22 protein-coding genes and 3 tRNA genes are annotated in these 23418 nt (G+C 72.6%); 14 read left to right on the top strand and 11 right to left on the bottom strand.

The annotated features are described in order from the left end of the window. Positions 1–10: 10 nt before the first annotated feature. Both ABT158_RS35795 and mihF read left to right on the top strand, forming a co-directional pair. A complete protein-coding gene (locus tag ABT158_RS35795; RefSeq protein ID WP_352361212.1) occupies positions 11–415 on the top strand; it encodes a GlcG/HbpS family heme-binding protein in 405 nt (134 codons plus the stop codon). A gap of 101 nt (positions 416–516) precedes the next feature. Beyond that, positions 517–822, top strand: a complete 306-nt coding sequence (mihF, locus tag ABT158_RS35790; RefSeq protein ID WP_043641121.1) for an integration host factor, actinobacterial type — start codon at positions 517–519, stop codon at positions 820–822. 156 nt (positions 823–978) lie between these two features. On the opposite strand, the gene ABT158_RS35785 is transcribed toward mihF, so the two are convergent. Further along, positions 979–1626, bottom strand: coding sequence for a response regulator transcription factor (locus ABT158_RS35785; RefSeq protein ID WP_352361210.1), 648 nt, complete (start codon positions 1624–1626; stop codon positions 979–981). Then, positions 1617–2864, bottom strand: coding sequence for a sensor histidine kinase (locus ABT158_RS35780; protein WP_352361208.1), 1248 nt, complete (start codon positions 2862–2864; stop codon positions 1617–1619). Before ABT158_RS35780 ends, ABT158_RS35785 begins: the two co-directional genes overlap by 10 nt. 187 nt (positions 2865–3051) lie before the next feature. Between ABT158_RS35780 and ABT158_RS35775 the strand changes: the two genes are divergently transcribed. The 3 genes from ABT158_RS35775 to ABT158_RS35765 are packed head-to-tail and all read left to right on the top strand — an operon-like array spanning position 3052 to position 7443. Beyond that, on the top strand, positions 3052–4305 hold the full coding sequence (locus ABT158_RS35775; RefSeq protein ID WP_352361206.1) for an acyltransferase family protein: 1254 nt from the start codon (positions 3052–3054) through the stop codon (positions 4303–4305). A gap of 36 nt (positions 4306–4341) precedes the next feature. Continuing rightward, positions 4342–4899: a GNAT family N-acetyltransferase gene (locus tag ABT158_RS35770; RefSeq protein WP_352361204.1), complete on the top strand. Its 558-nt coding sequence runs from the start codon at positions 4342–4344 to the stop codon at positions 4897–4899. A gap of 45 nt (positions 4900–4944) precedes the next feature. Further along, positions 4945–7443, top strand: coding sequence for a DEAD/DEAH box helicase (locus ABT158_RS35765; RefSeq protein WP_352361202.1), 2499 nt, complete (start codon positions 4945–4947; stop codon positions 7441–7443). Between the two features lie 131 nt (positions 7444–7574). Here ABT158_RS35765 and ABT158_RS35760 read toward each other — a convergent pair whose 3' ends face one another. Continuing rightward, positions 7575–8138 carry a hypothetical protein gene (locus ABT158_RS35760; protein WP_352361200.1) on the bottom strand — a complete coding sequence of 188 codons (564 nt, stop codon included), beginning with the start codon at positions 8136–8138 and terminating at the stop codon, positions 7575–7577. A 17-nt stretch (positions 8139–8155) separates the two neighbouring features. On the opposite strand from ABT158_RS35760, the gene ABT158_RS35755 reads away from it, so the two are divergent. Continuing rightward, a complete protein-coding gene (locus ABT158_RS35755; protein ID WP_502911596.1) occupies positions 8156–8650 on the top strand; it encodes a DUF2087 domain-containing protein in 495 nt (164 codons plus the stop codon). A 67-nt stretch (positions 8651–8717) separates the two neighbouring features. On the opposite strand, the gene ABT158_RS35750 is transcribed toward ABT158_RS35755, so the two are convergent. Further along, positions 8718–9641, bottom strand: a complete 924-nt coding sequence (locus ABT158_RS35750; protein ID WP_352361197.1) for a helix-turn-helix domain-containing protein — start codon at positions 9639–9641, stop codon at positions 8718–8720. A 41-nt stretch (positions 9642–9682) separates the two neighbouring features. On the opposite strand from ABT158_RS35750, the gene ABT158_RS35745 reads away from it, so the two are divergent. Next, positions 9683–10462, top strand: a complete 780-nt coding sequence (locus tag ABT158_RS35745) for a phytanoyl-CoA dioxygenase family protein (protein ID WP_352361195.1) — start codon at positions 9683–9685, stop codon at positions 10460–10462. Between the two features lie 58 nt (positions 10463–10520). Here ABT158_RS35745 and dusB read toward each other — a convergent pair whose 3' ends face one another. Beyond that, positions 10521–11630: a tRNA dihydrouridine synthase DusB gene (gene dusB / locus ABT158_RS35740; RefSeq protein ID WP_352361193.1), complete on the bottom strand. Its 1110-nt coding sequence runs from the start codon at positions 11628–11630 to the stop codon at positions 10521–10523. A gap of 78 nt (positions 11631–11708) precedes the next feature. Between dusB and ABT158_RS35735 the strand changes: the two genes are divergently transcribed. The 6 genes from ABT158_RS35735 to ABT158_RS35710 all read left to right on the top strand — a co-directional run bounded on the left by ABT158_RS35735 (position 11709) and on the right by ABT158_RS35710 (position 14292). Next, positions 11709–12344 (top strand): ACT domain-containing protein, encoded by a 636-nt coding sequence (locus ABT158_RS35735; RefSeq protein ID WP_352361191.1) that lies wholly within the window; start codon positions 11709–11711, stop codon positions 12342–12344. 48 nt (positions 12345–12392) lie between these two features. Further along, positions 12393–12464: transfer RNA gene (locus tag ABT158_RS35730), tRNA-Gly, on the top strand. Positions 12465–12480: 16 nt separating this feature from the next. After that, positions 12481–12554, top strand: a tRNA-Cys gene (locus tag ABT158_RS35725). Between the two features lies 1 nt (position 12555). Beyond that, positions 12556–12630: transfer RNA gene (locus tag ABT158_RS35720), tRNA-Val, on the top strand. A gap of 210 nt (positions 12631–12840) precedes the next feature. Further along, complete coding sequence (locus tag ABT158_RS35715) at positions 12841–13482, top strand: maleylpyruvate isomerase N-terminal domain-containing protein (RefSeq protein WP_352361189.1); 642 nt, start codon at positions 12841–12843, stop codon at positions 13480–13482. Positions 13483–13545: 63 nt separating this feature from the next. Then, positions 13546–14292 carry a hypothetical protein gene (locus tag ABT158_RS35710; RefSeq protein WP_352361187.1) on the top strand — a complete coding sequence of 249 codons (747 nt, stop codon included), beginning with the start codon at positions 13546–13548 and terminating at the stop codon, positions 14290–14292. A gap of 34 nt (positions 14293–14326) precedes the next feature. Here ABT158_RS35710 and ABT158_RS35705 read toward each other — a convergent pair whose 3' ends face one another. The 5 genes from ABT158_RS35705 to ABT158_RS35685 form a co-directional block, all read right to left on the bottom strand. Further along, on the bottom strand, positions 14327–16234 hold the full coding sequence (locus ABT158_RS35705; RefSeq protein WP_352361185.1) for a DUF5107 domain-containing protein: 1908 nt from the start codon (positions 16232–16234) through the stop codon (positions 14327–14329). Then, a complete protein-coding gene (locus ABT158_RS35700; protein WP_352361183.1) occupies positions 16231–17058 on the bottom strand; it encodes a carbohydrate ABC transporter permease in 828 nt (275 codons plus the stop codon). Before ABT158_RS35700 ends, ABT158_RS35705 begins: the two co-directional genes overlap by 4 nt. Positions 17059–17069: 11 nt before the next feature. After that, a complete protein-coding gene (locus tag ABT158_RS35695) occupies positions 17070–17990 on the bottom strand; it encodes a carbohydrate ABC transporter permease (protein WP_352361181.1) in 921 nt (306 codons plus the stop codon). After that, entirely contained in the window at positions 17990–19309 is a 1320-nt protein-coding gene (locus ABT158_RS35690) for an ABC transporter substrate-binding protein (RefSeq protein WP_352361179.1), read from the bottom strand. Before ABT158_RS35690 ends, ABT158_RS35695 begins: the two co-directional genes overlap by 1 nt. A 76-nt stretch (positions 19310–19385) precedes the next feature. Next, positions 19386–21587, bottom strand: coding sequence for an RICIN domain-containing protein (locus tag ABT158_RS35685; protein WP_352361177.1), 2202 nt, complete (start codon positions 21585–21587; stop codon positions 19386–19388). 247 nt (positions 21588–21834) lie between these two features. Here ABT158_RS35685 and ABT158_RS35680 point away from each other — a divergent pair, with 247 nt between their 5' ends. Next, the gene (locus ABT158_RS35680; RefSeq protein WP_352361449.1) at positions 21835–22821 is read left to right on the top strand and encodes a LacI family DNA-binding transcriptional regulator; all 987 of its coding nucleotides are present in this window, start codon (positions 21835–21837) and stop codon (positions 22819–22821) included. On the opposite strand, the gene ABT158_RS35675 is transcribed toward ABT158_RS35680, so the two are convergent. Next, positions 22760–23404, bottom strand: coding sequence for a phosphatase PAP2 family protein (locus ABT158_RS35675; protein WP_352361175.1), 645 nt, complete (start codon positions 23402–23404; stop codon positions 22760–22762). The genes ABT158_RS35680 and ABT158_RS35675 overlap by 62 nt on opposite strands. Positions 23405–23418: the final 14 nt, after the last annotated feature.

Genomic DNA, 23418 nt, shown 5'->3' with positions numbered 1-23418 from the left:
GTGGGAACGCGTGGATCTCGAACTCGCGCTCCGCATGACCGAGGCCGCTCTGAAGCAGGCCGTCCGGGAGGGCGCGCTGGTCTCGGTGGCGGTCGTGGACGCGGGCGGAAATCTGGTGTCTTTCCAGCGTATGGCGGGTGCGGAGATCGCCGGGCCGGTGCTCGCGCCGGGCAAGGCGTACACGTCGGTGGCCCTTCGCGCGGCCACCGCGGACCTCGCTCCGCTGGTGGCGCCGGGCGGCGAGCTCTTCGGTCTGACTGGTGACAGATTCGTCTGTTTCGGGGGTGGCATCCCCCTCTGGGCGGACAACGGCGAAGGGGAACGGGTGGCCGGGGGCGTGGGGGTCAGCGGCGGCACGATCAGCCAGGACGTCGCGTGCGCCGAAGCGGCCGCCCTGGTGTGGCGGACTCGTTGAGCGGGCGCTTTCCGCAACACGAACCGCTGGTATCCGCCATGATTAGCCACTGCACCACGGGAAACAGTTTCCCGAACCCAACTCCCCGAGGAGAGAACGAGATGGCACTTCCCACTCTCACCCCCGAGCAGCGTCAGGCGGCTCTGGCGAAGGCGGCCGAGGCCCGTGCCGCCCGCACGGCTCTGCTCGCCAAGGTCAAGGCGGGCGAGCTGACCTTCGCCCAGCTCCTGGAGCGCGACGACGACATCGCCAAGAAGATCAAGGTGTCCCAGGCCCTGCGCGCCGTCAAGGGCGTCGGCCCGGCCAAGGCCACCGCGCTGATGGAGGAGGCCGGCGTCGACGAGAAGCGCCGTCTCGGCGGCCTCGGCGCCCAGCAGCGCAAGAAGCTGGTCGACGCGCTCGGCTAGGACCGGGCGGCCGGGTCCGCGCGCCACGTCGCGCGGACCGGCCGGCGACCCCTCGTAGGGCCAGGAGGGGCCGGAGAGCGGCGCACGCTCCACGGCGGGCCCGGCCGAGGGGTCAACCTCAGGCGGTCGGCCTCAGGACCTCAGGACCTCAGGACCTCAGGACCTCAGGTAGGCCAGCACGGCGAGCACGCGGCGATGCTGGTCGCTGTCGTCGGCGTAGAGGCCCAGCTTGTTGAAGATGCTCCTGATGTGCTTCTCCACGGCGCCGTCGCTGATGACGAGCTGCCGTCCGATGGCCGGGTTGGACTTGCCCTCGGCCATCAGCCCCAGCACCTCGCGCTCGCGCGGCGTGAGCTGCGCCAGCGGGTCGTCCTTGCGTCTGCGGACCATCAACTGGGACACCACCTGCGGATCGAACACGGTGCCTCCCGCCGCCACCCGCCGCAGGCCCTCCAGGAACTCGTCGACGTCGACGACCCGGTCCTTCAGCAGGTAGCCCACCGCGCCACGGGCGTCGGCGAGCAGGTCGTCGGCGTAGGAGACCTCGACGTACTGCGACAGGATGAGCACCGGGGCGCCGGGCACCCGGCGCCGGGCCTCGACCGCCGCCCGCAGCCCCTCGTCGGTGAACGACGGCGGCATGCGCACGTCGACCACCGACACGTCGGGTCTGTGCTCGACGATCGCCTCCACGAGGGCGTCGCCGTCCCCCACGGTGGCGACCACCTCGCAGCCGAACTCCTCCAGCAGCCTGACCAGGCCCTCCCTGATCAGAACCGCGTCATCGGCCACGACTACGCGCACGGCACCTCCGCCACGATCACCGTCGGCCCGCCGTCCGGCGACCTGACGGTGAGCTCCCCGTCGACGGCCCGGAGCCGGTCGGCCAGACCGGCCAGGCCGTGTCCCTTGGCGACGTGTGCGCCGCCCACACCATCATCCCCGATCGTGAGCATGAGGACGTCACCGATGCGGAGCAGCTGAACCGTGCAGATGGTCGCGCGGCTGTGTTTGGCCACGTTGGTCAGGGTTTCCGCGCAGACGAAGTAGATCGCGTTCTCGGTCGCCGCCTGGAAGCGGCCCACGATCTGCACGTCGAGGTCGACCGGCACCGTGCAGCGTCCGGCGAGGGCGGCCAGCGCGGGCGCGAGGCCGCGGTCGGACAGGATGGGCGGCGCGATGCCGCGCGAGAGGGCGCGCAGCTCGTCGAGCGTCTCGCGGGTGGCGCTGATCGCCGAGCTGATGGTGGCCGAGGCGGCTTCGGGGTCCTTGGCGAGCTGCCGCTGCGCCCTGGACAGCTCCATGGCCAGGGAGACCAGGCGCTGCTGCGGGCCGTCGTGGATGTCGCGCTCCAGCTTGCGCAGCGCGTTGGCCTCGGCCGACACGGCCGCCGCCCGGCCCTCGGCCAGGTCGTCGATGCGCTCCTGCAACTCGGCGACGCCGGTCAGCAGCGCCCGGCCGAGCCCGGCCCTGACCAGCGCGGCCCCGCGCACCATGAACGGCAGGACGAACGTGAAGACCAGGCCGAGCGAGACGTAGAAGATCGTGTTCACCACGTAGCCGGAGCCCAGCCCGAGCAGCTGGGGCAGCTCCGCGTTGCCGGGGATGCGCGAGGTGACCAGGCCGTAGAGCGGGTAGGTCAGCCCGAGGATCGGGATCGCCCAGAACACCACGGTCACCACGAACGACAGGACGGCGAACGGGAAGTTCAGGATGCCGTGCAGCAGGTCGAGCCACGACTGGCCGTTGGTCAGCGGGTTGACGATGCGGCGGAAGCGGCCCGCCCCCTCGGGCGCCGGACGGTAGCGCGGCCGCACCGGCGGGCGCTTGAGCACGTCGGAGAGCCAGCCGCGCTCGGCGTCGGCGAAGCCCCTCGCGACCAGGAGCGTGCCGGCCAGCAGCGGCACGCCGATCCACACGACCGCGGTGCCGACGCCCGCGGCGAAACCGGCGACCATGGTCACGAAGCCGATGACGGCCGTCGGGAAACCGACCAGCGTGTAGCGGGTGTCGAGAAGGACACGCCTCATCAGGGAGCGCATGCCATGAAGGCTAAGTCCCCCGGCGCAGCGGTACGAGCCGGTACGCAGGCGTCCGGGGGTAGGGCTGGCCCTACCCCCCATGGTGGTGTGATCTTGACCTGAAGACGGCGGCCCGCGGCAGTGTGCCGGAGCGTCCGGGACGGAAGCCTTGAGTCATCCGCTCCCCCGCTCGAAACGAGGCTCCCCCATGACCGTCCTGCTCGATCGTCCCGCCCCGGTACGGGCGCCGCGCGCGACGGCCAGGGACCCGTTCATCGACCTGCTGCGGGTGCTCGGCATGGCGCTCATCGTGCTCCAGCACTGGACGATCCCCGTCCTGTCCTACGAGGGCGGCCGGCTGACCACGGGCAACGCGCTGTCCACGCCGGGGGTGTGGGTGGTGACGTGGCTCAGCCAGGTCATGCCGCTGGTGTTCTTCGCCGGCGGGGCGGCCAACGCGATCAGCCGCGGCCGGTCGGTCAAGAGCGACCAGGCGTGGCTGGCCGGGCGGTTGCGCAGGCTGGCCTGGCCGTTGCTGCCGCTGGCGGCGGTGTGGATCCCGCTGCCCCACGTGCTGCTCACGCTGGGGGTGCCGGAGCAGCCGCTGGCGGTGGGCGCCAAGCTGACCGGGCAGCTGCTGTGGTTCCTGGCCGTGTACCTGATCGCGGTCACGGTCACGCCGTACGCGCTGCGCCTGCACCGCAGGTTCGGCGTGCTGGTCCCCGTCGCGCTGGCGGCCGGGGCGGTGCTGACGGACGTCGTGCGCTTCTCGACCGGCCTGGAGGCGGCCGGTTACGTGAACATCGTCTTCGTGTGGCTGGCCGTCCACCAGATCGGCTTCTTCTACGCCGAGGGCCGGGTGCGGCTGCCCGCGCTGCTGGCGGCCGGCGGGTTCGGCGTGGCGGCGCTGCTGGTCGGGTTCGGCCCCTACCCCGGCAGCATGATCGGCCTGCCCGGCGCCGAGGTGTCCAACATGGCCCCGCCCACGCTGGCCATCATGGCCGTCGGCATCGGCCAGATCGGCCTGGCCGTGCTGCTGCGCCCCTGGCTGGTCCGGCTGCCCCTGCGCCGCGTCCTGGACTGGGCCGGCCCGCGCATCATGACGGTCTACCTGTGGCACATGCCCGCGCTGTTCGCCGTGACCGGCGTGGTCGTGGTCCTGCTGGGCGTGGAGACGCCGGAGCCGGGCAGCCTGTTCTGGTTCGCCGGGTGGCCGGTGTGGTTCGGGATGTTGTGCCTGGTCATGTGGGGGCTGGTGCGGGCGTTCGCGAGGTTCGAGACGCCGCCGTCGCTGCCGTACGGGACCGCCGGCCGCGGGGTCATGCTGGTGGCCGCGGGGCTGGTCGGGGCCGGGATCCTGACGCTGACCGCAGGCGGCTTCGTGCCGGGCGGCGGCCCGTTCCTGGCGGTGCTCGCGGTGCTCGGCGGCCTGCTGCTGACGGCGCCGAAGGCCCGCCCGTAACACCGGCGAAACGCGTCCCGGCCACAATCGGGCGGCATGACGACGATCCGTGACCTGACCGAGGCCGACGTGCCCGCCGTGACCGCCATCTACGCCCACTATGTGACCGGCGGCGTGGCCACGTTCGACGAGACGCCGCCGGGGGCCGACGAGTGGCGGGCCAAGGCGGCGGCGCTCGCCGCGGCGGGGCTGCCCTTCCTGGTGGCCGAGGACGACGGCACAGACGGCGGCACCAACGGCGGCACCAACGGCGGCACGGACGGCGGCGCACTCACCGGCGCGGTCGCCGGCTACGCCTACCTCAGCCAGTACCGGCCCAAGCCCGCCTACCGGCACAGCCTGGAGGTCTCGATCTACCTGGCGCCCGGCCGCACCGGCCGCGGGCTCGGCCGCCTGCTGCTGGGCGAGCTGATCGAGCGGGCGTCGGCGACCGACGCCCGCTCGCTGATCGCGGTGATCGCCGACGGCGGCGAGCCCGCCTCGCTGCGGCTGCACGCCGCCTTCGGGTTCAAGGAGGCGGGACGGCTGAGCAACGTGGGGTTCAAGCACGGCCGCTGGATCGACACCGTGCTGATGCAACTCGACCTCCGGTAGGGGCGGCGGGTTCGACCACCCGGCAAACTTCGGCAGGATAGATACGTGAGCCTTCTCGTTGACCGCCTGCCGGAAGACATCGACGCCGACCCCGACGTCATATTCGACGCGTTCGTCGCCTGGAACGCCGAACGGGGGCTCACGCTCTATCCCGCCCAGGAGGAGGCCCTCATCGAGGTCGTCTCCGGGAGCAACCTGATCCTCGCCACGCCGACCGGGTCGGGCAAGTCGCTGGTCGCCGCCGGGGCCCACTTCGCGGCGCTGACTCGTGACGTGCGCACGTTCTACACCGCGCCGATCAAGGCGCTGGTGTCGGAGAAGTTCTTCGACCTGTGCGCCGTCTTCGGCACCGCCAACGTCGGCATGATGACCGGCGACGCCAGCGTCAACCCGGGCGCGCCCATCATCTGCTGCACGGCGGAGATCCTGGCCAACGTGGCCCTGCGCGACGGCGCGGGGGCCGACATCGGCCAGGTCGTGATGGACGAGTTCCACTTCTACGCCGAGCCCGACCGCGGGTGGGCCTGGCAGGTGCCGCTGCTGGAGCTGCCCAATGTGCAGTTCGTGCTGATGTCGGCCACGCTCGGCGACGTGTCGATGTTCGAGCGCGACCTGACCAGGCGCACCGGGCGGCCCACGGCGGTGGTCAAGCACGCCGAGCGGCCGGTGCCGCTGGTGTACTCCTACCGGATGACGCCGCTGCACGAGACGCTGGAGGAGATGCTCACCACCGGGCAGGCCCCCGTCTACGTCGTGCACTTCACGCAGGCCGCGGCCATGGAGCGGGCCCAGGCGCTCATGTCGATCAACATGGCGACCAAGGCCGAGAAGGAGGCCATCGCCGCGATGATCGGCGGCTTCCGGTTCACCACCCGGTTCGGCCGGGCGCTGTCGCGGCTGGTCAAGCACGGCATCGGCGTCCACCACGCGGGCATGCTGCCCAAATACCGGCGGCTGGTGGAGCGGCTGGCCCAGGCGGGGCTGCTGAAGGTCATCTGCGGCACCGACACGCTCGGCGTCGGCGTCAACGTGCCCATCCGCACGGTCCTGTTCACCGCCCTGTCCAAGTACGACGGCAACAAGGTCCGCCGGCTGCGCGCCCGCGAGTTCCACCAGATCGCCGGGCGGGCCGGGCGCGCGGGCTTCGACACCATCGGCTACGTCGCCTGCCAGGCCCCCGAGCACGACATCGAGAACGCCAAGGCGCTGGCCAAGATCGGCGACGACCCCAAGCGGCGGCGCGGCTACGCGCGCAAGAAGCCGCCGGAGGGGTTCGTCGGCTGGAGCGAGGAGACGTTCGAGAAGTTGCAGCAGGCCGAGCCCGAGCCGCTCAACTCCCGCTTCAAGGTGAGCAACGCGATGCTGCTGGCCGTGATCAACCGGCCGGGCGACTGCTTCCAGGCGATGAGACACCTGCTCACCGACAACCACGAAGACCGCAAGTGGCAGCGGCGGCACATCAGCCAGGCCATCGCCATCTACCGGTCGCTGCTGGCCGGCGGCATCGTCGAGCAGTTCGCCGAGCCCGACGAGCAGGGCCGCCGGGCCCGGCTGACGATCGAGCTGCAGGAGGACTTCGCGCTCAACCAGGCGCTGTCCACGTTCGCGCTGGCCGCCTTCGACCTGCTCGACCGCGAGTCGCCCTCGTACGCGCTGGACATGGTCTCGATCGTCGAGTCCATCCTCGACGACCCCCGCCAGATCCTGTCGGCGCAGCTGAAGAAGGCGCGCGGCGAGGCGGTCGCCCAGATGAAGGCCGACGGCATGGAGTACGAGGAGCGCATGGAGGCGCTCGCCGAGGTCATGTACCCGATGCCGCTCGACGACCTGCTGCTCGGGGCGTACGAGACCTACCGGCGCGGCCACCCGTGGGTCGGCGACTACACGGTCAGCCCGAAGTCGGTGGTGCGCGACATGTTCGAGCGCGCGATGACGTTCGGCGAGTACATCCAGTTCTACGAGCTGGCCCGCTCCGAGGGCACGGTGCTGCGCTACCTGGCCGACGCCTACCGCACGCTGTCGCGCACGGTCCCCGAGCACCTGAAGACCGAGGACCTGGTCGATCTCATCGAGTGGCTGGGCGAGCTGGTCCGGCAGGTCGACTCGTCGCTGATCGACGAGTGGGAGAAGCTGACCAACCCCGAGGAGGCGCTGGAGCGCCAGGCGCAGCTGGAGACCAAGGTGCGGCCGGTCACGGCCAACCCGCGGGCCTTCCGGGTGCTGGTGCGCAACGCCATGTTCCGGCTGGTCGAGCTGTGCGCCGTCGAGAAGGAGGACGAGCTGGAGGAGCTGGCCCCCGACGTCGACTGGGGCGCGGCGCTCGACGCGTACTACGCCGACCACGAGGAGATCTTCACCGACGCCGACGCGCGCGGGCCCGCGCTGCTGCGGATCCAGGAGGAGAGCGGCCTGTGGCGGGTGCGCCAGACGATCAAGGACCCGGCCGGCGACGGCGACTGGGGCATCGACGCGCAGGTCGACCTGACCGCCTCCGACGAGGAGGGCCGGGCCGTGCTGCACGTGCTCGGCCTCAACCGGCTCTGAGCGGCTGCGGAAAGAGAACAAGCCGTGTGCCGGAACGGACTGGCAAGGGCGTTCCGGCACCGGCTTGTCGCTTCATTGTCGGACGGCGAAGTTAGGCGTCCGGTCATGGCGATGTCTCAAGATCGAGACATTCAGCACTTCGCCAGCGTGCAGATCTTGGCGAGCATCGTGCCCGCGTCCTTCCGCTGCCGGCTGAAGTCGGCCTTGGCGGGCTTGCCCCACTCGCCGCCGGCCGTGTAGACGATCAGGGCGTTGGCGCGGCGGGTCACGACGGCCCGCTCGCCGCCGACGGCCGGCTTGCCGTGGTCGTAGGCCTGGCCGGTGACCAGCAGGCCCTCGTCGCCGAGCGCGATCTTGGCCGCGCCGTACCGGTACGCCGCGGTGCCGCAGGCCCGTACGGCCGCCCTGAGGTCGCCGACCGCCTTGCCGGCCGCCTCCGGCGAGGAGTAGAGGATCACCTGCTCGGACTTGGAGTAGTCGGGCACCGACGTGTAGACGATCGTCCTGGCCGCCGTGCGCCCGGCCTGGCCCAGCCCGGCCTTCTGGCACGGGTTCACGACGAGCCGGGCGTTCTTCTTGCCCGACACCGTCCAGCTGTGCTCGGGGTTGGGGTCCTTCTTGGCGGCGTCCTTCTCGTACAGCAGGAAGTTGCCCGGGATGGCCAGGCCGACGGCGACGAACAGTGCTGCGATCATGGGACAAAATGGTAGGGGTGAGCGACGAAGACCTCAGACGCGTGCTCGGGTTGCTCTGCCAGGACGACACCCTGCGCGCACTCGCGTCCCTGGTGCTCGGTGACACCGGCGACCTGCCCCCCAAGGCGCTCGACCGGCTGGCCAGCGGCGGCCTGGCCGAACGCGACGACGACGGCAAGTGGCGGGCCCGGCCGGAGCGCTTCCGCGAGCTGCTGCGGGAGCGGGCCGAGCCGCCCGCCGAGCTGAGCGCCGAGGAGCGGGTGCTGCGCACGTTCCTGGTCGACGGCCGGCTGACCACCATGGGCATGCGCCGCGACAAGCGGCTGATCGTGCTGCGTTACGTCTCGCGGGTGTTCGAGCCGGGCGTGCGCTACCCCGAGGCCGACGTCAACGTGGCCCTGCGGGCCTTCCACGACGACTTCGCGGCGCTGCGCCGCTACCTGGTGGACGAGGGGCTGCTGTCCAGGGAGGGCAACGTCTACTGGCGCAGCGGCGGCCCGGTCGAGGTGTGAGCCGGGCGAGGTGTGAGCCGGGCGAGGTGTGAGCCGGTCGAGGTCCGAGCCGGGCGGCTGACGGGGGTCAGGGGCGGCGCAGGCGGGCGCGGTAGTCGCGGGGCGGCAGGCCGTACTCGCGCCTGAAGGCGCGGCTGAAGTGGAACGGGCTGACGAACCCCGAGGCGGCGGCCACCTGGCCGACGTCCAGGTCGGTCACCTCCAGCAGGCTCGCGGCGTGCCGCACCCGCGCCCGGCGCACGGCGCCCATCGGGGTCTGGCCGGTCTCGGCCGCGAACAGGTGCGCGAACCTGGACGGCGACAGCGCCACGGCGCGGGCCAGCGAGGCGACCGAGTGCTGGGCGCCGGGCTCGGCGGCGATGAGGTCGAGCACCCGGCGCACCCGCTCGTCCCCGCCCTCGGCCCCCGGGGCGGGGACGGCCCCCGCCGAGGCCGTGGCCAGCACCAGCACCTCCTCCACCGCCCCGAGCACCAGCTCCCGGGCGGGACTGCCCATGACGACCACCGGCGCGGGCGGCGCGGCGGACAGCGGCCCGGCGGGCACGGCAGGGGCGGGGGGCACGGCGGGGGCGGGGTGGCCGGGGATCCAGCGGGCGTCCTGGAACGCGCGGTCGAAGGCCCGGTCGACGCGGTCGCGCACCCCGACCGGCACGCCCTCGACCAGGTGGCAGCCGGTGGCCGGCGGGTACGGCGCGAGCCAGGCCGTCCAGGACGGGCGCGGCTGGAAGTGCACCCACCAGAACCGCCATCTCCCCGCCCCCGGCGCGACCCGGTAACGCTGCGCCGAGCCCGGCCCGAGCACCGCCAGGTCCCCCTCCCGCACGGTGAACGCCGCCCCCGCCTGCTCGACCCGCCCCTCCCCCGCCTGGGTCCACAGCAGCAGCCAGCTCGGCGAACCGTGGGGGCGGCGGGTGCCGTACCCGGCCGGCTTGTCGTAGTGGCCGACGATCATCAGCTCGGCAGCAGGAACAGACAGGTTCTCAGCGGTCACGGTCATACCGTCCCACGAGCCGGATCCCTACGGTGAAGGGCATGAGGCTGAACGACTTCCACGACCGGGGGTACGTGCTCGTCCCCGCGCTGCTGGCCCCCGAGGAGGTGGCCGAGCTGCGCGAGGAGTTCATGGCCCTGCACGCCGCCGGCCCGATACCCGGGCATTTCTCGCCCGTCCCCCAGGAACCGGGCGCGCCCTACGACGTCCTGCGCGACTACCCCCGGATCATGCACCCCCACCAGGTGAACGACGTCGCCCTGCGCTACCTGCTCGACGCCCGCTTCGCCGCGATCCTGCGCGAGCTGCTGGGCGAGGAGCCGATAGCAGCCCAGAGCATGTTCTACTTCAAGCCGCCGGGCGCCCGCGGGCAGGCGCTGCACCAGGACAACTTCTACCTGCGCGTCGAGCCGGGCACGTGCGTGGCCGCCTGGGTGGCGCTGGACCGCGTCGACCGCGCCAACGGCGGCCTCGAAGTGGTCCCCGGCACCCACCTGATGGACCTGTTCTGCCCGGAGGAGGCCGACCAGGACCTCTCCTTCACCCGCGAGTACGTCCCGCCGCCCCCGGGCCTGGAGCGGGTGCCCGTGGACATGCAGCCCGGCGACGTGCTCTTCTTCAACGGCAGCCTGGTGCACGGGTCGGAGCCGAACAGCACGGCCGACCGGTTCAGGCGCAGCTTCATCTGCCACTACACCGGCCGCTCGGCCGAGCGCATCTCGTCCTGGTACGAGACGCTGACGATGGACGGCGAGCGCGTGCTGCTGGAGCCGTCGGCCGGCGGCGGCCCCTGCGGCACCGAGGCCACCGGCCCCCACTGATCGCGGCCGGTCAGCCACCGGAAACGTCCGACAGCCGGACGCCCGCTCCGCCCCGCCGTCAGCCGCCGGATATGTCCGACTCCGCCTCGTCCGGGACCACGCAGTCCCACGGGTCGTCGAGCCACCCGTCAGGCAGTTGCACCTTCTGACGCTCGCCCGACTTGCCCCGGGGCGTGTCGGTGTTCGGCGGCCACGGCTGGTCGTGGTCGAGCTTGGCCAGCCCCTCACGGAGCCCGTCGAGCGACTCGGCCGTGGCCAGCTCCCGCCGCAGCGCGCTCCCGACCTCGAACCCCTTGAGGTACCACCCGACGTGCTTGCGGAAGTCGGCGATCGCGTACCGCTCGGTGTCGAAGCACTCGGTGAGGCCGGCCGCGTGGCGCTCCATCGTCCCGGCCACCTCGCCGAGCGTCGGCCTGACCCGCTCGGGGCTGCCGTTGAACGCGTTCTCCAGGTCTTTGAACAGCCACGGACGCCCGAGGCAGCCGCGCCCCACCACGACGCCGTCGCAGCCGGTGCTCGCCACCATGCGCAACGCGTCGTCGGCCGACCAGATGTCGCCGTTGCCCAGCACCGGGATCTCGGGCACGGCCTCCTTCAGCCGCGCGATCGCCGCCCAGTCGGCCACGCCGCCGTAGTGCTGCTTCGCCGTGCGGGCGTGCAGGGCGATCGCCGCGACGCCCTCCTCGGCCGCGATGCGGCCGGCGTCGAGGTAGGTCAGGTGGTCGTCGTCGATGCCCTTGCGCATCTTCATCGTCACCGGCAGCGCCCCCGCGTTCGCCACCGCCGCCCGCAGGATCCGCCGCAGCAGGTTCCTCTTGTACGGCAGCGCCGACCCGCCCCCGCGCCTGGTCACCTTGGGCACCGGGCAGCCGAAGTTGAGATCGACGTGGTCGGCCAGGTCCTCCTCGGCGATCATCCGGACCGCCCGCCCGACGATGTCGGGGTCGACGCCGTAGAGCTGCAGGCTCCTCGGCCGCTCCGACTCGGCGAACCTGATCATCCTGAGCGTCTTGGGATTGCGCTCGACCAGCGCCCGCGTCGTGATCATCTCGCACACGAACAGCCCGGCGCCCTGTTCCCGGCACAACACCCGGAACGGCGCGTTCGTGATGCCCGCCATGGGCGCCAGCACCACGGGCGGCCATGCCCCAATCGGCCCAATCTTCACTCCGTCAGTTGTAGCGCAGCTCAGGCCGGAAGCGGTATTCGCCGATAGGCTGTGAACGGCATCACCAGGGAGGGATCGATGCTTCTTCGCGTGCGCGTGGCGCTGCCCGACCGTCCGGGGTCTCTGGCCCAGGTCACCAAGGCCCTGGGCACGGCGGGGGCCGACATCACCCAGGTCACCGTCCTCGACCGGGGGGCCGGCTCGGCGGTCGACGACATCACCGTCTTCTGCCCCGAGAGCACCCCGCGGGAGGTGCTGGTCAAGAGCCTGGAGAGCGTCGACGACGTCCGGGTGGAAGGCATCTGGACCACCCGCGAGACCGCCGGCACCTATCCCGAGCTGGAGATACTCAAGTACATCACCACGGCGGGCGACCGTGCGCTGACCACGCTCGTCGACTCGCTGCCGGTGCTGTTCAGCGCCGACTGGGCCGCCACCGCCGCCGACCACGGCGTGGTCTACGCGAGCTGGCGCGCCCCGCAGGGCCTGACCGTCCCCAGCCCGGCCCCGCCCCGCCCGTCGGCCCTCACGCTGGACGGCGGCGTGCACGCCATCCACGCCCCGCTCCCGCCGCTCGCCCTGACGTTGCTGCTGGCCCGCTCCGAGGGTCCGGCCTTCCACCGCATCGAGGTCCACCGGCTCACCCGGATCCTGGAGATCTTCCTGAGCCTGCCGGCCACCGAACGCGGCGTCGCCCGCCGGCTCCGCAAGTAGCGGGAAGCATCTGGTCGGAAAAGGCGCTAGAGTTAGGCACGCAACAGCGCGGAAGTGGCTCAGTGGTAGAGCATCACCTTGCCAAGGTGAGGGTCGCGGGTTCGAATCCCGTCTTCCGCTCGGAGTGGTTCGACTCGGTGGAGTGGCCGAGAGGCGAGGCAGCGGCCTGCAAAGCCGTCCACACGGGTTCAAATCCCGTCTCCACCTCCAAGGACGATTAGCTCAGCGGGAGAGCGCTTCCCTGACACGGAAGAGGTCACTGGTTCAATCCCAGTATCGTCCACCACACTCCAAAGGCCAGACCCGGGACAACGGGGTCTGGCCTTTCGGTTGTCCTAGCCCCGCCTGCCTCGATGCCGGGATCCAACCGGCCGCCCTCACGGGCCGGGGAGCTGACGGCCGCGGGGTGGCGGACGCACTTTCCGCAGCGTCCGTACCAGCGGGGTTGCCCGCCCGTCCGGACGGAAGCGGCGGGCCGCGGGACAGAATCGTCCCCATGGACATCGAACGTGCCCGCACGGCCCTCGCCGCCGCCTACCGCGAGTTCACGGCCGCGGTGACCGAGACCGATCCGCTCAGCCCCACCCGGTGCGCCGGCTGGGCCGGGGTGGATCTGCTCTTCCACGTGTTGTGCGACGCCCAGCGAGCGCTCGTCGCGTTCGCCACCCCCGCCGACGGGCCGCCAGACGTGGACCACGTCACCTATTGGAGCTCCTTCCAGCCCGTCCAGGACGCCCCCGAGGGCGCCGGGGGCGGCGCGGACGCTCACGCCTGGTGGGTGCGCAGGTCCGCGTCCGCCTTCACCCGGCCCTCCGGGGTGCTGCGGGTGTGGCAGGACACCGCCCCGGCCGCCGTGCGGGCGGCGCTCGCGGCCGACCCGGCGGGGCATGTCGCCACGCAGGGCCACGTGATCGCCGTGCCCGACTTCCTGGCCACGCTGGCGACCGAGGCCGCCGTCCACCACCTCGACCTGCGGGCCGCGCGGCCGCCCGCCCGGGAGGCGCTGGAACTGGCGGGCGAGACCCTCGACGGGCTGCTCGGCGCGGACCGCCCGGCCCATCTGGACCTGACGACGTACGTGCTCGAAGCCACCGGACGGCTCCCGTCCGCCGACGACCGCTTCCCGCTGCTGGGCTGACCGCCGCGGAGCCGAGGACGGCCGTGCCCTGGCCGTGATCATCCTGCGGCAGGATCTCGGCTCGTGAAGAAGACGATGATCACTGCCCTGGCGGCCTGCGCCTGCGTGCTGACGGCGACCGCGCCCGCCCAGGCGGCCCCCAAGGACCCCGTACGCGCCCTCAAGGCCAAGCTCGCCACCGGGCACGGCGTGCGGTTCACCGAGACGACCATGCTCTCGGGCCCGAACAAGGGCAAGATCCAGAGCCGCAAGGGCACCTTCCAGTTCGGCGCCAAGGGGGTGGCGGCCTCCGACATCACCGCCACCCCCGTGGGCCGGCCCCGCGAGCGGACGATCAGCATCGGCAATGTCAGCTACACCTCCGGCGGCATGTGGGCGGACCGCCTGCCGGAGGGCAAGTCGTGGCTCAAGGGCAAGGCCCTGCTCGGCGGCGGCAGCGGCTTCCACGGGCAGGTGATCAACCCCGTCGAGCCCGCCACGCTGGCGGCGCTGGTCAAGAAGGGCAGGCTGAGCGGCAGCACGCTCACCGGGAAGATCACCTTCAAGGAACTGGAGAAGGTGTCGCGCTGGTTCGGGGCCTCGATCCCGCTGCGCATGCACGACGACACGAAGGTCTCGTACACGCTCACGCTGAACTCCGCCGGGCTGGTGAGCCGGGTGCGGTCGTCGTACGCGGCCACGGGGATCCTCGACACCAACCGGTTCGAGGGCGGCACGATCACCATCGACAGCCGCTTCACCGGGTGGGGCGCCAAGGTGTCCATCAAGGCGCCCGACTCCGACGCGGTGACCACCGACACCGGCGAGTGACCGCCCCTCCCGGGCGCCGGCCGCGCCTGCGGGGTCAGGCGTCGTCCGGGTGCATGCGGAAGTCGTAGCGCGCGGGCAGCGGGTCGGTGGTCAGGCGCGACCAGGTCTCGTGCAGGACGGGCTCGCCCTCCCGCAGGTCATCGACGTCGAAGCCGGCGTCGAACAGCGCGCGGGCGCCGTCCCGGTCCCCGGCGGCGAGCAGGGCGCGGGCGCGCAGCAGGACGGCCCGGCCGGTCGGGGGCAGGGTGTCCAGGACGGCCAGGCACTCGGCGGCCCGGCCGGCCTCCAGCAGCGCGACGGCCGCCTCCGCCGCCAGGCGCTCCCGGACGAGTCCGGCCGTCCGGTGGAGGGCTGTGCGGTACAGGGTGGCCCGTTCGTCCGGGTTCGCGGTGGTGCGGGCCAGGCAGCGGGTCGCCCAGGGGTTCGGGCGCAGCTCGGCGGAGCGCCGCCACGCGCGTACGGCCTCCGCGCGGTCCTCCGCGTGCCAGGCGGCCACGCCCAGGTGGTAGGCCGTCACCCAGGTCTCCGGCGCCCGCTCCAGCAGCCGCCGCCACGGCGCGGACACGAGGCTGTGCCCGGGATCCGCGCCGGGAGAGGGCTCGGGACGGGGGAAGGCGCCGGTGGTGAGCAAAGTCAGCCAGGGCGACTGGCCGGGACCGAGGGTGGACCGGGGGAACGGGGTTCCGGGCGTGGTGAGGCCGGCGCGCGCCACCTCCAGGGCACCCCGGCCGGACCCCTCCGCCAGCATCCGGACGGGCTCCTGGTCGGCGTGCGGCCGCCACTTGCGCCAGGCGGCGGACACCTCGGCGGCCGGCAGCCGGGCCGCCAGCTCCTCCTCGGCCGCCCGCACCGCCTCCGTCCAGTCCGCGCCGTGCACGGCGGCGGGGTCGGCGCGCAGCGGCCCGTACGCCTCCAGCCAGGAGAACTCGCCCCCGCCGGGCAGCGGCACGTGTTCCAGCTGGGTGCGGGCCAGCCCCGCCTGGATCTCCAGGTAGCCGCCGGCGCCGGGCTCGGTGAGCCAGTCCTGCCAGCGGCGGCCGCCCGGCCCGCGTCCCCACAGGAAGAGCTTGCGCCCGCGCAGCGACCGGGTGGAGGTGTGCACGAGGCCCGCGCCGGAGCCGTCGAGCGCGGCGATCCACGGACGGCGGTCGCCGAGCTCGAAGAAGTAGTCGGCGGCGTGGTCTGCGCGGGCCGGGTAGCTGCGGTCCAGGCCGTCCCAGACCGGGATCGGGACCTGTTCGAGCCGCCCGGCGTAGCCGAAGTGCCAGGCGGTGCCGGCCGGGGCGAGCACGCGCGTCCGCCCGGTCTCGGGGACGGCGGTGTTCGACCACCAGTACGCCGGCACCTCGTGCGGGTGCGGGTTGCGCATGCGCACGCCCACGTACAGGAAGTCCGATCCGCGCGGCAGCCAGAAGTCGACCTGGTACGGCAGGTCCCGGGTGCGTTCCCACTCCCATATCCGCACCATCGGCGTGCCGTCGGGCCCCTCGGCGTCCCCGGCGAAGACCGGGCGGCAGGTCAGCGTGGTGTGCCCGGTCGAGCCGGAGTTCCACTCCACGCCGCCGGAGAACCAGGCGCCGGTCAGCCCGAAGTTCGCCGGTTGCAGCACCGGGTTCCGGTAGAGCAGCTCGCCGTGGTCGCGGTGGACCAGGGAGTACAGCCGGCCGCCCCAGCCGGGCAGCACGGTCGCGCTCAGCCGGTCGTTGGCGAGCTGGATCGCCTCGACCCGGCGGGGCCGGCGCGCCCGGTCGTAGCCGTCCTGGACGCGGCAGGGCAGCACGGAGCCGAGCCTGCCGTAGGAGAGCTGGAAGGCCATGTCGGGCGGCGCGCCGGCGACCGTGGCCGCGGGCCCGGCGACTTCGCCGAGGGGCGGCAGCGGGTTGTCCGGGCCGGGCAGCGCGACCGGCAGAGTGATCGTGGTGCGGCGGACGGTCGTCGTCATTTCCCCATCCCCAAGGTGATGCCTTCGGTGACGCGGCGTCCCACCCAGGCGAACAGCACCACCATGGGCAGCACGACCACGCAGACGCCGGCGAACATACCGCCCCAGTTGGTGCCGGTGTACTGCTGCTGCTGGGCGAAGCCGATCAGCGCCACCGGCAGCGTCTCCTTCTCGTCGTCCTGCATCAGCACCAGGGCGAGCATGGTCTCGTTCCAGGAGACGATGAGCTGCAGCACGAACACGGTGACCAGCCCCGGCCGGGCGACCGGCACCACGATGCGCACGAACGTCCGCCACACCCCGGCGCCGTCCAGCGCGGCGGCCTCCTCCAGCTCGCCGGGCAGCGACCGGAAGAAGCCGGTCAGCAGGAAGACGGTGAACGGCATGGCCGTGCCGACGTAGGCCAGGGTGAGGCCGGTCAGGGTGGAGGTGAGCTCCAGGGTGCTCAGCATGAGGAAGATCGGCAGCAGGATGACCTGCGTGGGCACGCCGGTCCCGAGCGCGAACAGCAGCGTCAGCGGCCGTCCCGCGCGGTTCGCCGTCCGGGTCAGCGCGTACGCGGCCGGCGCGGCGACCACCACGGCCAGCACCGAGGACAGCACGCCCACGACCGCGCTGTTGACCGCGGCCCGGCCGAAGTTCCCGACCTCCAGCGCGGTCAGGTAGTTGTCCGGCGTCGGCGGGATCGGCAGCCGCCAGGGATGGTCGAACACGTCGCGGGTGCTCTTCAGCGATGTGATCAGCACCCACGCCAGCAGCGCCACGTCGGCGGCGACGACCGCCCACACGGCCGCCTTCATGGGCGCGAGCCTCGTCGGTCTCATGGTCGTCCCTTTCAGAACCGGACGGCTTCACGGTCGAGCGCCCGCCGCAGCAGGAGCACCACGGCCGCCGCGATCAGCAGGCTGAACAGCGCGCTGGCGGCGGTCATCCCCAGCTCGGGCGGCGAGCCCGAGCCGCCGTACGTGGCCGCGTAGCTGTAGAGGGCGACGGTCCAGGTGCTGGTCGGCGGCGTGCCCGCGGTGCCGCCGCCGAACACCAGCACCAGCTCGAACACCTTGATCGAGCTGATGGTCCACAGCAGCGCGCAGACGCTGAGCACGTCCCAGGTCAGCGGGATCGTGACATGCCGCAGCCGCTGCCAGGACGTGGCCCCGAGCAGCGCGCAGTCCTCGTAGAAGGAGGCGGGGATGCGGTCGACGGCGGCCATGATGATCGTGGTGTAGTACCCGACGGCCGCCCAGATCGCCACGACCATGATGAGCGTGAACGTGTTGTCCACGGCCAGCCACTTGGGCGGGTCGCTCACCCCGAAGACGCCCCTCAGCACGGTGTTGACCAGCCCGTCGGGGTTGAACAGGAAGCCCGCCACGATGGCCGGCACCAGCGCGCTGACGATGTTGGGGAAGAACAGGATGTTGCGGGCGATCAGCCGCCCGCGCATCTCCCTGAGCACCATCGTGAGCGCGAACCCGGCGGCGAACGTCACGCCGCCGCCGACGACCAGCAGCTTCAGGGTGTTGAGCAGCGCGGTGTGGAAGACCGGGTCGCCCAGCAGGCGGGCGTAGTTGCGCAGGCCGACGAAGCGCGAGTCGCCGTACCCGGCGGTCTGCTGGAGGCTGATCCACACCGCGTAGCAGGCCGGGCCGAGGACGAAGAGGCCCAGCAGCGCCAGGGCCGGGCCGACCATGGGGACGAAGGCCCGCTGCCGGGCGCGTACGGCCGGGCCGGGCCGCGTCTCGGGTTCGGCCGCCATCAGCTGCCCTGGTTCTTCCAGAAGCCGGCCTGGACCGCGGTGATCTTGTCCACGAACCCCTGCGCGGTGAGCCTGCCGTTGAACAGCTCGCCCACGGTCGGGTAGTAGACCTTGTCGGTCCAGCCCGGCACGCTCAGCCCGGCCGCGAACGGGTAGGTCTCGGGCACGCTGTCGAGCTGCCGCTTCACCCCGGCCAGCGCCTCGGGCACGAACGCGTCCGCGCGCGGCGACAGCACGGAGGCGGTCCTGGCCAGGTCGTCGGCGAACTGCTTGGTCGTCAGGTACGCGATGAACCGCTCGCCGGCCTCGACGTTCCTGGCCTTGGCCGGCATCGCGAAGCCGAACTGCACGACCTCCTCGCCCTTGGCCGGCCCGCCGACCTCGGGGAAGGGCATGGAGGCGGGCTTGAACCCGGCCCTGGCGTACGAGCCGACCTCGCTGGGCAGCCAGGAACCCATGATCATGAACGCGGCCCGGCCCTGGGCCCAGTTCTTCTGCTGCTCGGGGTATTTGCCGGCGTCGTACCCCTTGAGCAGGTAGCCCTCCTTGGCGAAGCGCTCGATCTGCCGGGCGGCGGCCAGCACCTCGGGCTTCTTCCACGACTGCCCGGTCCGGTCCTCGGCGATGGCCTTGAGGCCGTCCGCGCCGATCGTCCGGTAGAGGTAGTAGTTCATCCAGTAGGAGTCGGACCAGTACTGTTCGCCGTCGGCGGTGAGCGGGGCCGTCCGGCCGCCGGCCTTGAGCCTGCCGAGCAGCGCCAGGAACGCCGTCCAGTCCTTCGGCGGCGTCTCGGTGAGGGTGGCGGCGTCGTAGAACAGGCCGATGCCGGCCACGCTGTAGGGCACCATGTACGGCTGGCCGTCCGGCAGCCGCAACGCCGGGCTCTGCGAGTACTTGGCCGGGATGACGTCCTTGACCTTCTTGCCCGCCTCGCCGGGCACGTCGGCCTCGTACACCTTGGCCAGCCCCCGGGCCACGCCCGGGGTCACCATGAACGGCCGGATCGTGTCGTCGGACTGGTCGACCACGTCCGGCACCTTGGACGTGGTGAGCGCGGCGGGCAGCTTCTGCTTGACCACGTCGCGGCCGGCCCACTCGACCCTGACCTTGATGCCGGTGGCCCGGGTGAAGCGGGTGATCGCGGCCTGCAGGGCCACCTGCTGGGGTTCGCCCTGCTTCCACATCGACCAGTAGACGAGCTCCTTGCCGGCCGCGTCCTGGGCGTCGCCGCCGCAGGCGGTGACCAGGCCGAGGGCCAGCGCGCCGGCGGCGAGCCCGGCGAACGTCCTGCGGATGGGGAGGGATCGGGATGAGCTCATCGAGCGGCACCGCCTGTCCTGTGAGTTTCGGGGGGTGGCCCGGCGGGGCCCGGACGGGGCCCCGCCGGAGGAGGTGTCAGCCGACGGTCCAGCGCTGCAGCGCCGAGCCGGTGTCGGCCTGCTGGGTGACGAGCGCGCCGTCGGCGGTGGAGGCCGTGGTGAGCAGCAGCCCGCTCTTCTGCGAGGCGATCCGGTAGCCGCCCGCGGGGGCGGGGGTGACCTGCCAGCGCTGGTTCGCGGCGCCGGTGCACGTCCACTGGATGATCTGGGCGCCGGCGGCGGTCGAGCCGCCGCCGACGTCCGCGCAGAGCTTGGACAGGCCGTTGGCGATCTGGTAGGAGCCGTCGGGCTGGCGGGTGAAGACCCAGCGCTGGTTGGCGCCGGAGTTGGGGGTCCAGGTGATGAGCTGGGTGCCCGGGGTGGTGGAGTGGTCGGGGTCGTCCAGGGCCTTGCCGGCGGCGGTCAGGGTGTGGGTGCCGCTCAGGTCGCCGCCCGCGGCGCCGGTGTCGGTCAGCGTCAGGGTCTGCTCGGCGGCCGTGCGGCGACCGCCGACCGTCCCGCCGGAGGTGTCGCTCCAGTGGCGTACGGGGGTGGTCTCGGCCGGTCGGGACGCGTCCGCCGTCAGGGCGAGCGCGAGGCCGCTGTAGCGGTTGACCAGCCGGTGGCCGCTTCCACCCGGCACCACGAACCACTGCTGGCCCGCGGTGGGCCCGCCGGCGCCGGGCGCGGTGACGACCGGTCTGGCCCCCCAGGCGCGGCCGGCCGTCGTGGCCGCGTCCACGCCGAGCAGCCCGCCGGTGGAGGCGTTGGCGATGCGGTAGGAGCCGTCGCCGTTGGGGGTGAACGTCCAGTTCTCCAGGGGCGAGCCGGTCGGGGCGGCGGCGGAGGTGGTCGCCGGGCCGCCGGAGACCTGGGCCAGGACGCGGCCCGCCCCGGTGCCGATCCGGTAGGTCCTGGCCGGGTCCGCCGGTGCGGGGGCGGGCGCGGTGGAGGTGACGGTGAGGTTCGCGTACTCGCCGCTGGAGGTCGCGCACTCGATCGAGCAGTACGAGCGGAACGTCCTGCCGACGATGGCCGAGCCGGTCCTGCTGACGTCGTCGAGGAACCAGCGGTACCAGGAGCCGGAGACGTAGCTGCCGGTGTCGCCGATCAGGCGCCACCGCTGGGTCGCCAGGTCGTCGGTGACGTAGAGGCGCTGCGGCTGACGGCCGGAGACGACCTCGGGCTCGCCGAGGTAGAGGCCGAGGTGGGCGTCGTAGGCGATGTTCATGATGAACAGGTCGGACTTCGGCGGCAGCTGCCCGGCGGCGATCTGCTGGTCGACCGTGCCGGTGTTGGCCGGGTCGTAGTCGTCGCCCACGGGCGTGTAGCCCCGGGGGTTCGCCGCGGTGACCGGGACCATGTTGCTCTCCTTGCCGCCCACGCCGGGCTGCGACCAGGAGCCGTCGTACCACTTGGTCCACGAGCCGGTCGCCATCTTGGCCGACATCGGCGCCCGCGCCACGTGCGCCAGGCCGCCGTTGCCGCCGCCCACGCCGCCCTTCGGGATGATCCGCGAGCCGTAGTAGACGTAGAAGTAGCCCGAGACCGGGTCGGCGAACAGGCGTGGGTCGCCGTCGCCGTAGGCGTAGGTCTGGTGGGGGAAGGCCGCGCCGTCGTTGCGCTTCGTGCTGTACGGCGAGGTGATCGCGTGGCCGAGGATGGTCCACACCCGGCCCTGGTTGCGGGAGACGGCGTAGTCGAGCGAGTCGTAGTGCAGGCCGTCGCCGAAGGGCTGGGGGGTGAACTCGTTGTGCACCAGGCCGTACCAGTCGCCGGTGTCGGGGTCCACCCAGACGCCGACCAGGTCGCAGTAGTTCTTGTGGGCGTACCCCGAGCCCGCGCCGGCGGAGGTCGCCTCGACGCCGGTCGGGCTGTTGTTGCAGCGCCAGGTCGTGTCGTTGTTGCGGTCGGCGGAGTTGGCCGGGTTGACCGCGTCGCTGATCGCGGCCGAGCGGGTGGCGGTCTCGAAGTTCGCGCCGGTGAAGAAGTCCCAGTAGCGGGGGTCGGAGGCGCCGTAGAGGGCGGCCGACTGCTGGAAGTAGAAGGTGCCGTCCTTGTCGATGTAGGTGGCCGCCGGGGTGTCGGTGGGATGGGCGTAGCGGCCGGTGGAGCCGACGGTGATCGTGTAGGTGGCGTCGGGCGGTGCGGCCGACGCGGCCGGGACGGCGAGGGAGCCGCCCAGGACCAGCGTCAGGGCCGCGGCGGCGGCGGTGAGCACGTTGCGATGGGGGGACACGGGTGCTCCTTTCTGTCGGGCACGCCACATCGGGCGGGCCCTTGGGGGAACCACGAGCCGGAACCGCGTGGCCGGACCATACGCCAGATTTGACCGCTCAAACAAGGCCCGAATTCGCGTTCCTGCTCTCTTGTCCGGTCAAAAGGCACGTAATGCGCACGACGGTTGACGAGCTCCGCGCCGGGCGGCTACGTTTCGGGGCGATGTCATTGGACCGGTCAAACCCCTTGGAGGCCGCGTGGTCACGATGCAGGACGTGGCCGAGCGGGCCGGGGTCACCAAGCAGACGGTCTCCAACGTGGTCACCGGCCGCGTACGCGTCCGCCCCGAGACCGAGGCCAGGGTGCGCGCGGCCATCGCCGAGCTCGGCTACACCCCCAACCTGGTCGCCCGCTCCCTGGCCACCGGCACCACCATGACCGTCGGCCTGTTCGTGCCGACGGTGGCCAGCTCGTTCTACTCGGCCGTGGTCGAGGAGGCCGAGAACGTCCTGGAGGAGCACGGCTACCACCTGCTGCTGTGCACCACCCGCCTCGACGGCGACCGGGCCCGCCGGCACATCACCGGCCTGACCAGCCGCTCGGTCGACGCCCTGCTGATCGCCGGCGACAACGGCCTCACCGAGCACCTGCCGCTGCTGGCCGACGCGCGTTTCCCCGTGGCGCTGTGCGCGTGGGAGAGCGAGGTGCCCGACACCCTGCCCGTCGTCACGATCGACTACGAGCAGGCCGGCTACCTGGCCGGGCGGCACCTGCGCGAGCTGGGCCACGAGCGGGTCGCGGTGCTGAGCAGCGCGCCGCACGCGCTGCGCGTGCAGGGGTTCCGGCGCGCGTTCGCCCGCGACGGCCTCGACGTCCCGGCCGCGGCCGTCTTCACCGCGCCGGAGCCGACGGCGATGGGCGGCTTCACCGCCGCCACCGCGGCCCTGACCGCCGACCCCGGCGTGACCGCGCTGTTCTGCACCCACGACATCCTCGCGCTGGGCGCGCTGGAGGCGGCCCGGCTCGGCGGCCGCTCGGTGCCCGGCGACCTGTCGGTGGTCGGCCACGACGACATCGACGAGGTACGCGTGACGCACCCCGCCCTCACCACGGTCGCCGTCCCGAGCAGGGAGATGACCAGGCAGGCCATCGAGCTCCTGCTGCGCGCCCTGGACGAGGGCCGCCCGCCGGTCAACTCCCTGCAGTTGCTGCGCTCGACCCTGATCGTCCGGGCCAGCAGCGGCCCCGCCTGACCTCCTGCGGCGCGGCGCAGGCGGCCAGCGTGCGGCGCAGCCAGCGTCCGCAGCCCGGGGCGCTCCAGCCCGCCGCCGCCCCGACGGCGACCCCGGCCAGCACGTCGCCCGGGTAGTGGGCGCCCACGTACACGCGGGAGGCGGCCACCGCGGCGGCGAGCAGCGTGACCGAGGTGGCGACCGGCAGCGGCGCGTCCCTGGCGACCGCCACCGCGAAGGCGACCGCGGACGCGCTGTGCCCCGACGGCAGCGACGAGGACGCCGGCACCCGGCGGCGCCGGATCACCGGGATGAGGTCTGTCAGCGGGCGCGGCCTGCGGATCGCCTGCTTGACGACCATGCTGGTCAGCGGGCTGGCCAGCGAGATCGCCAGCAGCCCGCGGACGCCCGCCCGCTGCAGCCGCGGCCGGCCCGTCATCATCAGGACGCCGGCCACCAGCCCCCACAGGACCGAGTGGTCGGCCGCCGACGACAGGTGCGGCAGCAGGGCGTCGAGCACGGGCAGGTCGGAGCGCGCGACCCGGTCGAAGGCCCGTTTGTCCCAGGCGTCGAAACGTTCGAGCAGCATCATCCAGCCGATCACCTCCGCGACGGCCC

It is taken from the genome of Nonomuraea sp. NPDC001636 (genome assembly GCF_040298265.1).
Classification (GTDB): domain Bacteria; phylum Actinomycetota; class Actinomycetes; order Streptosporangiales; family Streptosporangiaceae; genus Nonomuraea.
Note: the sequence above shows the minus strand (reverse complement) of the source record. Positions and strands in the feature narration are given on the sequence as shown.

Coding starts and splice junctions, on each gene's coding strand:
- mihF (WP_043641121.1), top strand. CDS start 517: ATGGCACTTCCCACTCTCACCCCCGAGCAGCGTCAGGCGGCTCTGGCG.
- ABT158_RS35780 (WP_352361208.1), bottom strand. CDS start 2,864: ATGCGCTCCCTGATGAGGCGTGTCCTTCTCGACACCCGCTACACGCTG.
- ABT158_RS35775 (WP_352361206.1), top strand. CDS start 3,052: ATGACCGTCCTGCTCGATCGTCCCGCCCCGGTACGGGCGCCGCGCGCG.
- ABT158_RS35770 (WP_352361204.1), top strand. CDS start 4,342: ATGACGACGATCCGTGACCTGACCGAGGCCGACGTGCCCGCCGTGACC.
- ABT158_RS35760 (WP_352361200.1), bottom strand. CDS start 8,138: ATGATCGCAGCACTGTTCGTCGCCGTCGGCCTGGCCATCCCGGGCAAC.
- ABT158_RS35745 (WP_352361195.1), top strand. CDS start 9,683: ATGAGGCTGAACGACTTCCACGACCGGGGGTACGTGCTCGTCCCCGCG.
- ABT158_RS35735 (WP_352361191.1), top strand. CDS start 11,709: ATGCTTCTTCGCGTGCGCGTGGCGCTGCCCGACCGTCCGGGGTCTCTG.
- ABT158_RS35715 (WP_352361189.1), top strand. CDS start 12,841: ATGGACATCGAACGTGCCCGCACGGCCCTCGCCGCCGCCTACCGCGAG.
- ABT158_RS35705 (WP_352361185.1), bottom strand. CDS start 16,234: ATGACGACGACCGTCCGCCGCACCACGATCACTCTGCCGGTCGCGCTG.
- ABT158_RS35700 (WP_352361183.1), bottom strand. CDS start 17,058: ATGAGACCGACGAGGCTCGCGCCCATGAAGGCGGCCGTGTGGGCGGTC.
- ABT158_RS35695 (WP_352361181.1), bottom strand. CDS start 17,990: ATGGCGGCCGAACCCGAGACGCGGCCCGGCCCGGCCGTACGCGCCCGG.
- ABT158_RS35690 (WP_352361179.1), bottom strand. CDS start 19,309: ATGAGCTCATCCCGATCCCTCCCCATCCGCAGGACGTTCGCCGGGCTC.
- ABT158_RS35680 (WP_352361449.1), top strand. CDS start 21,835: ATGCAGGACGTGGCCGAGCGGGCCGGGGTCACCAAGCAGACGGTCTCC.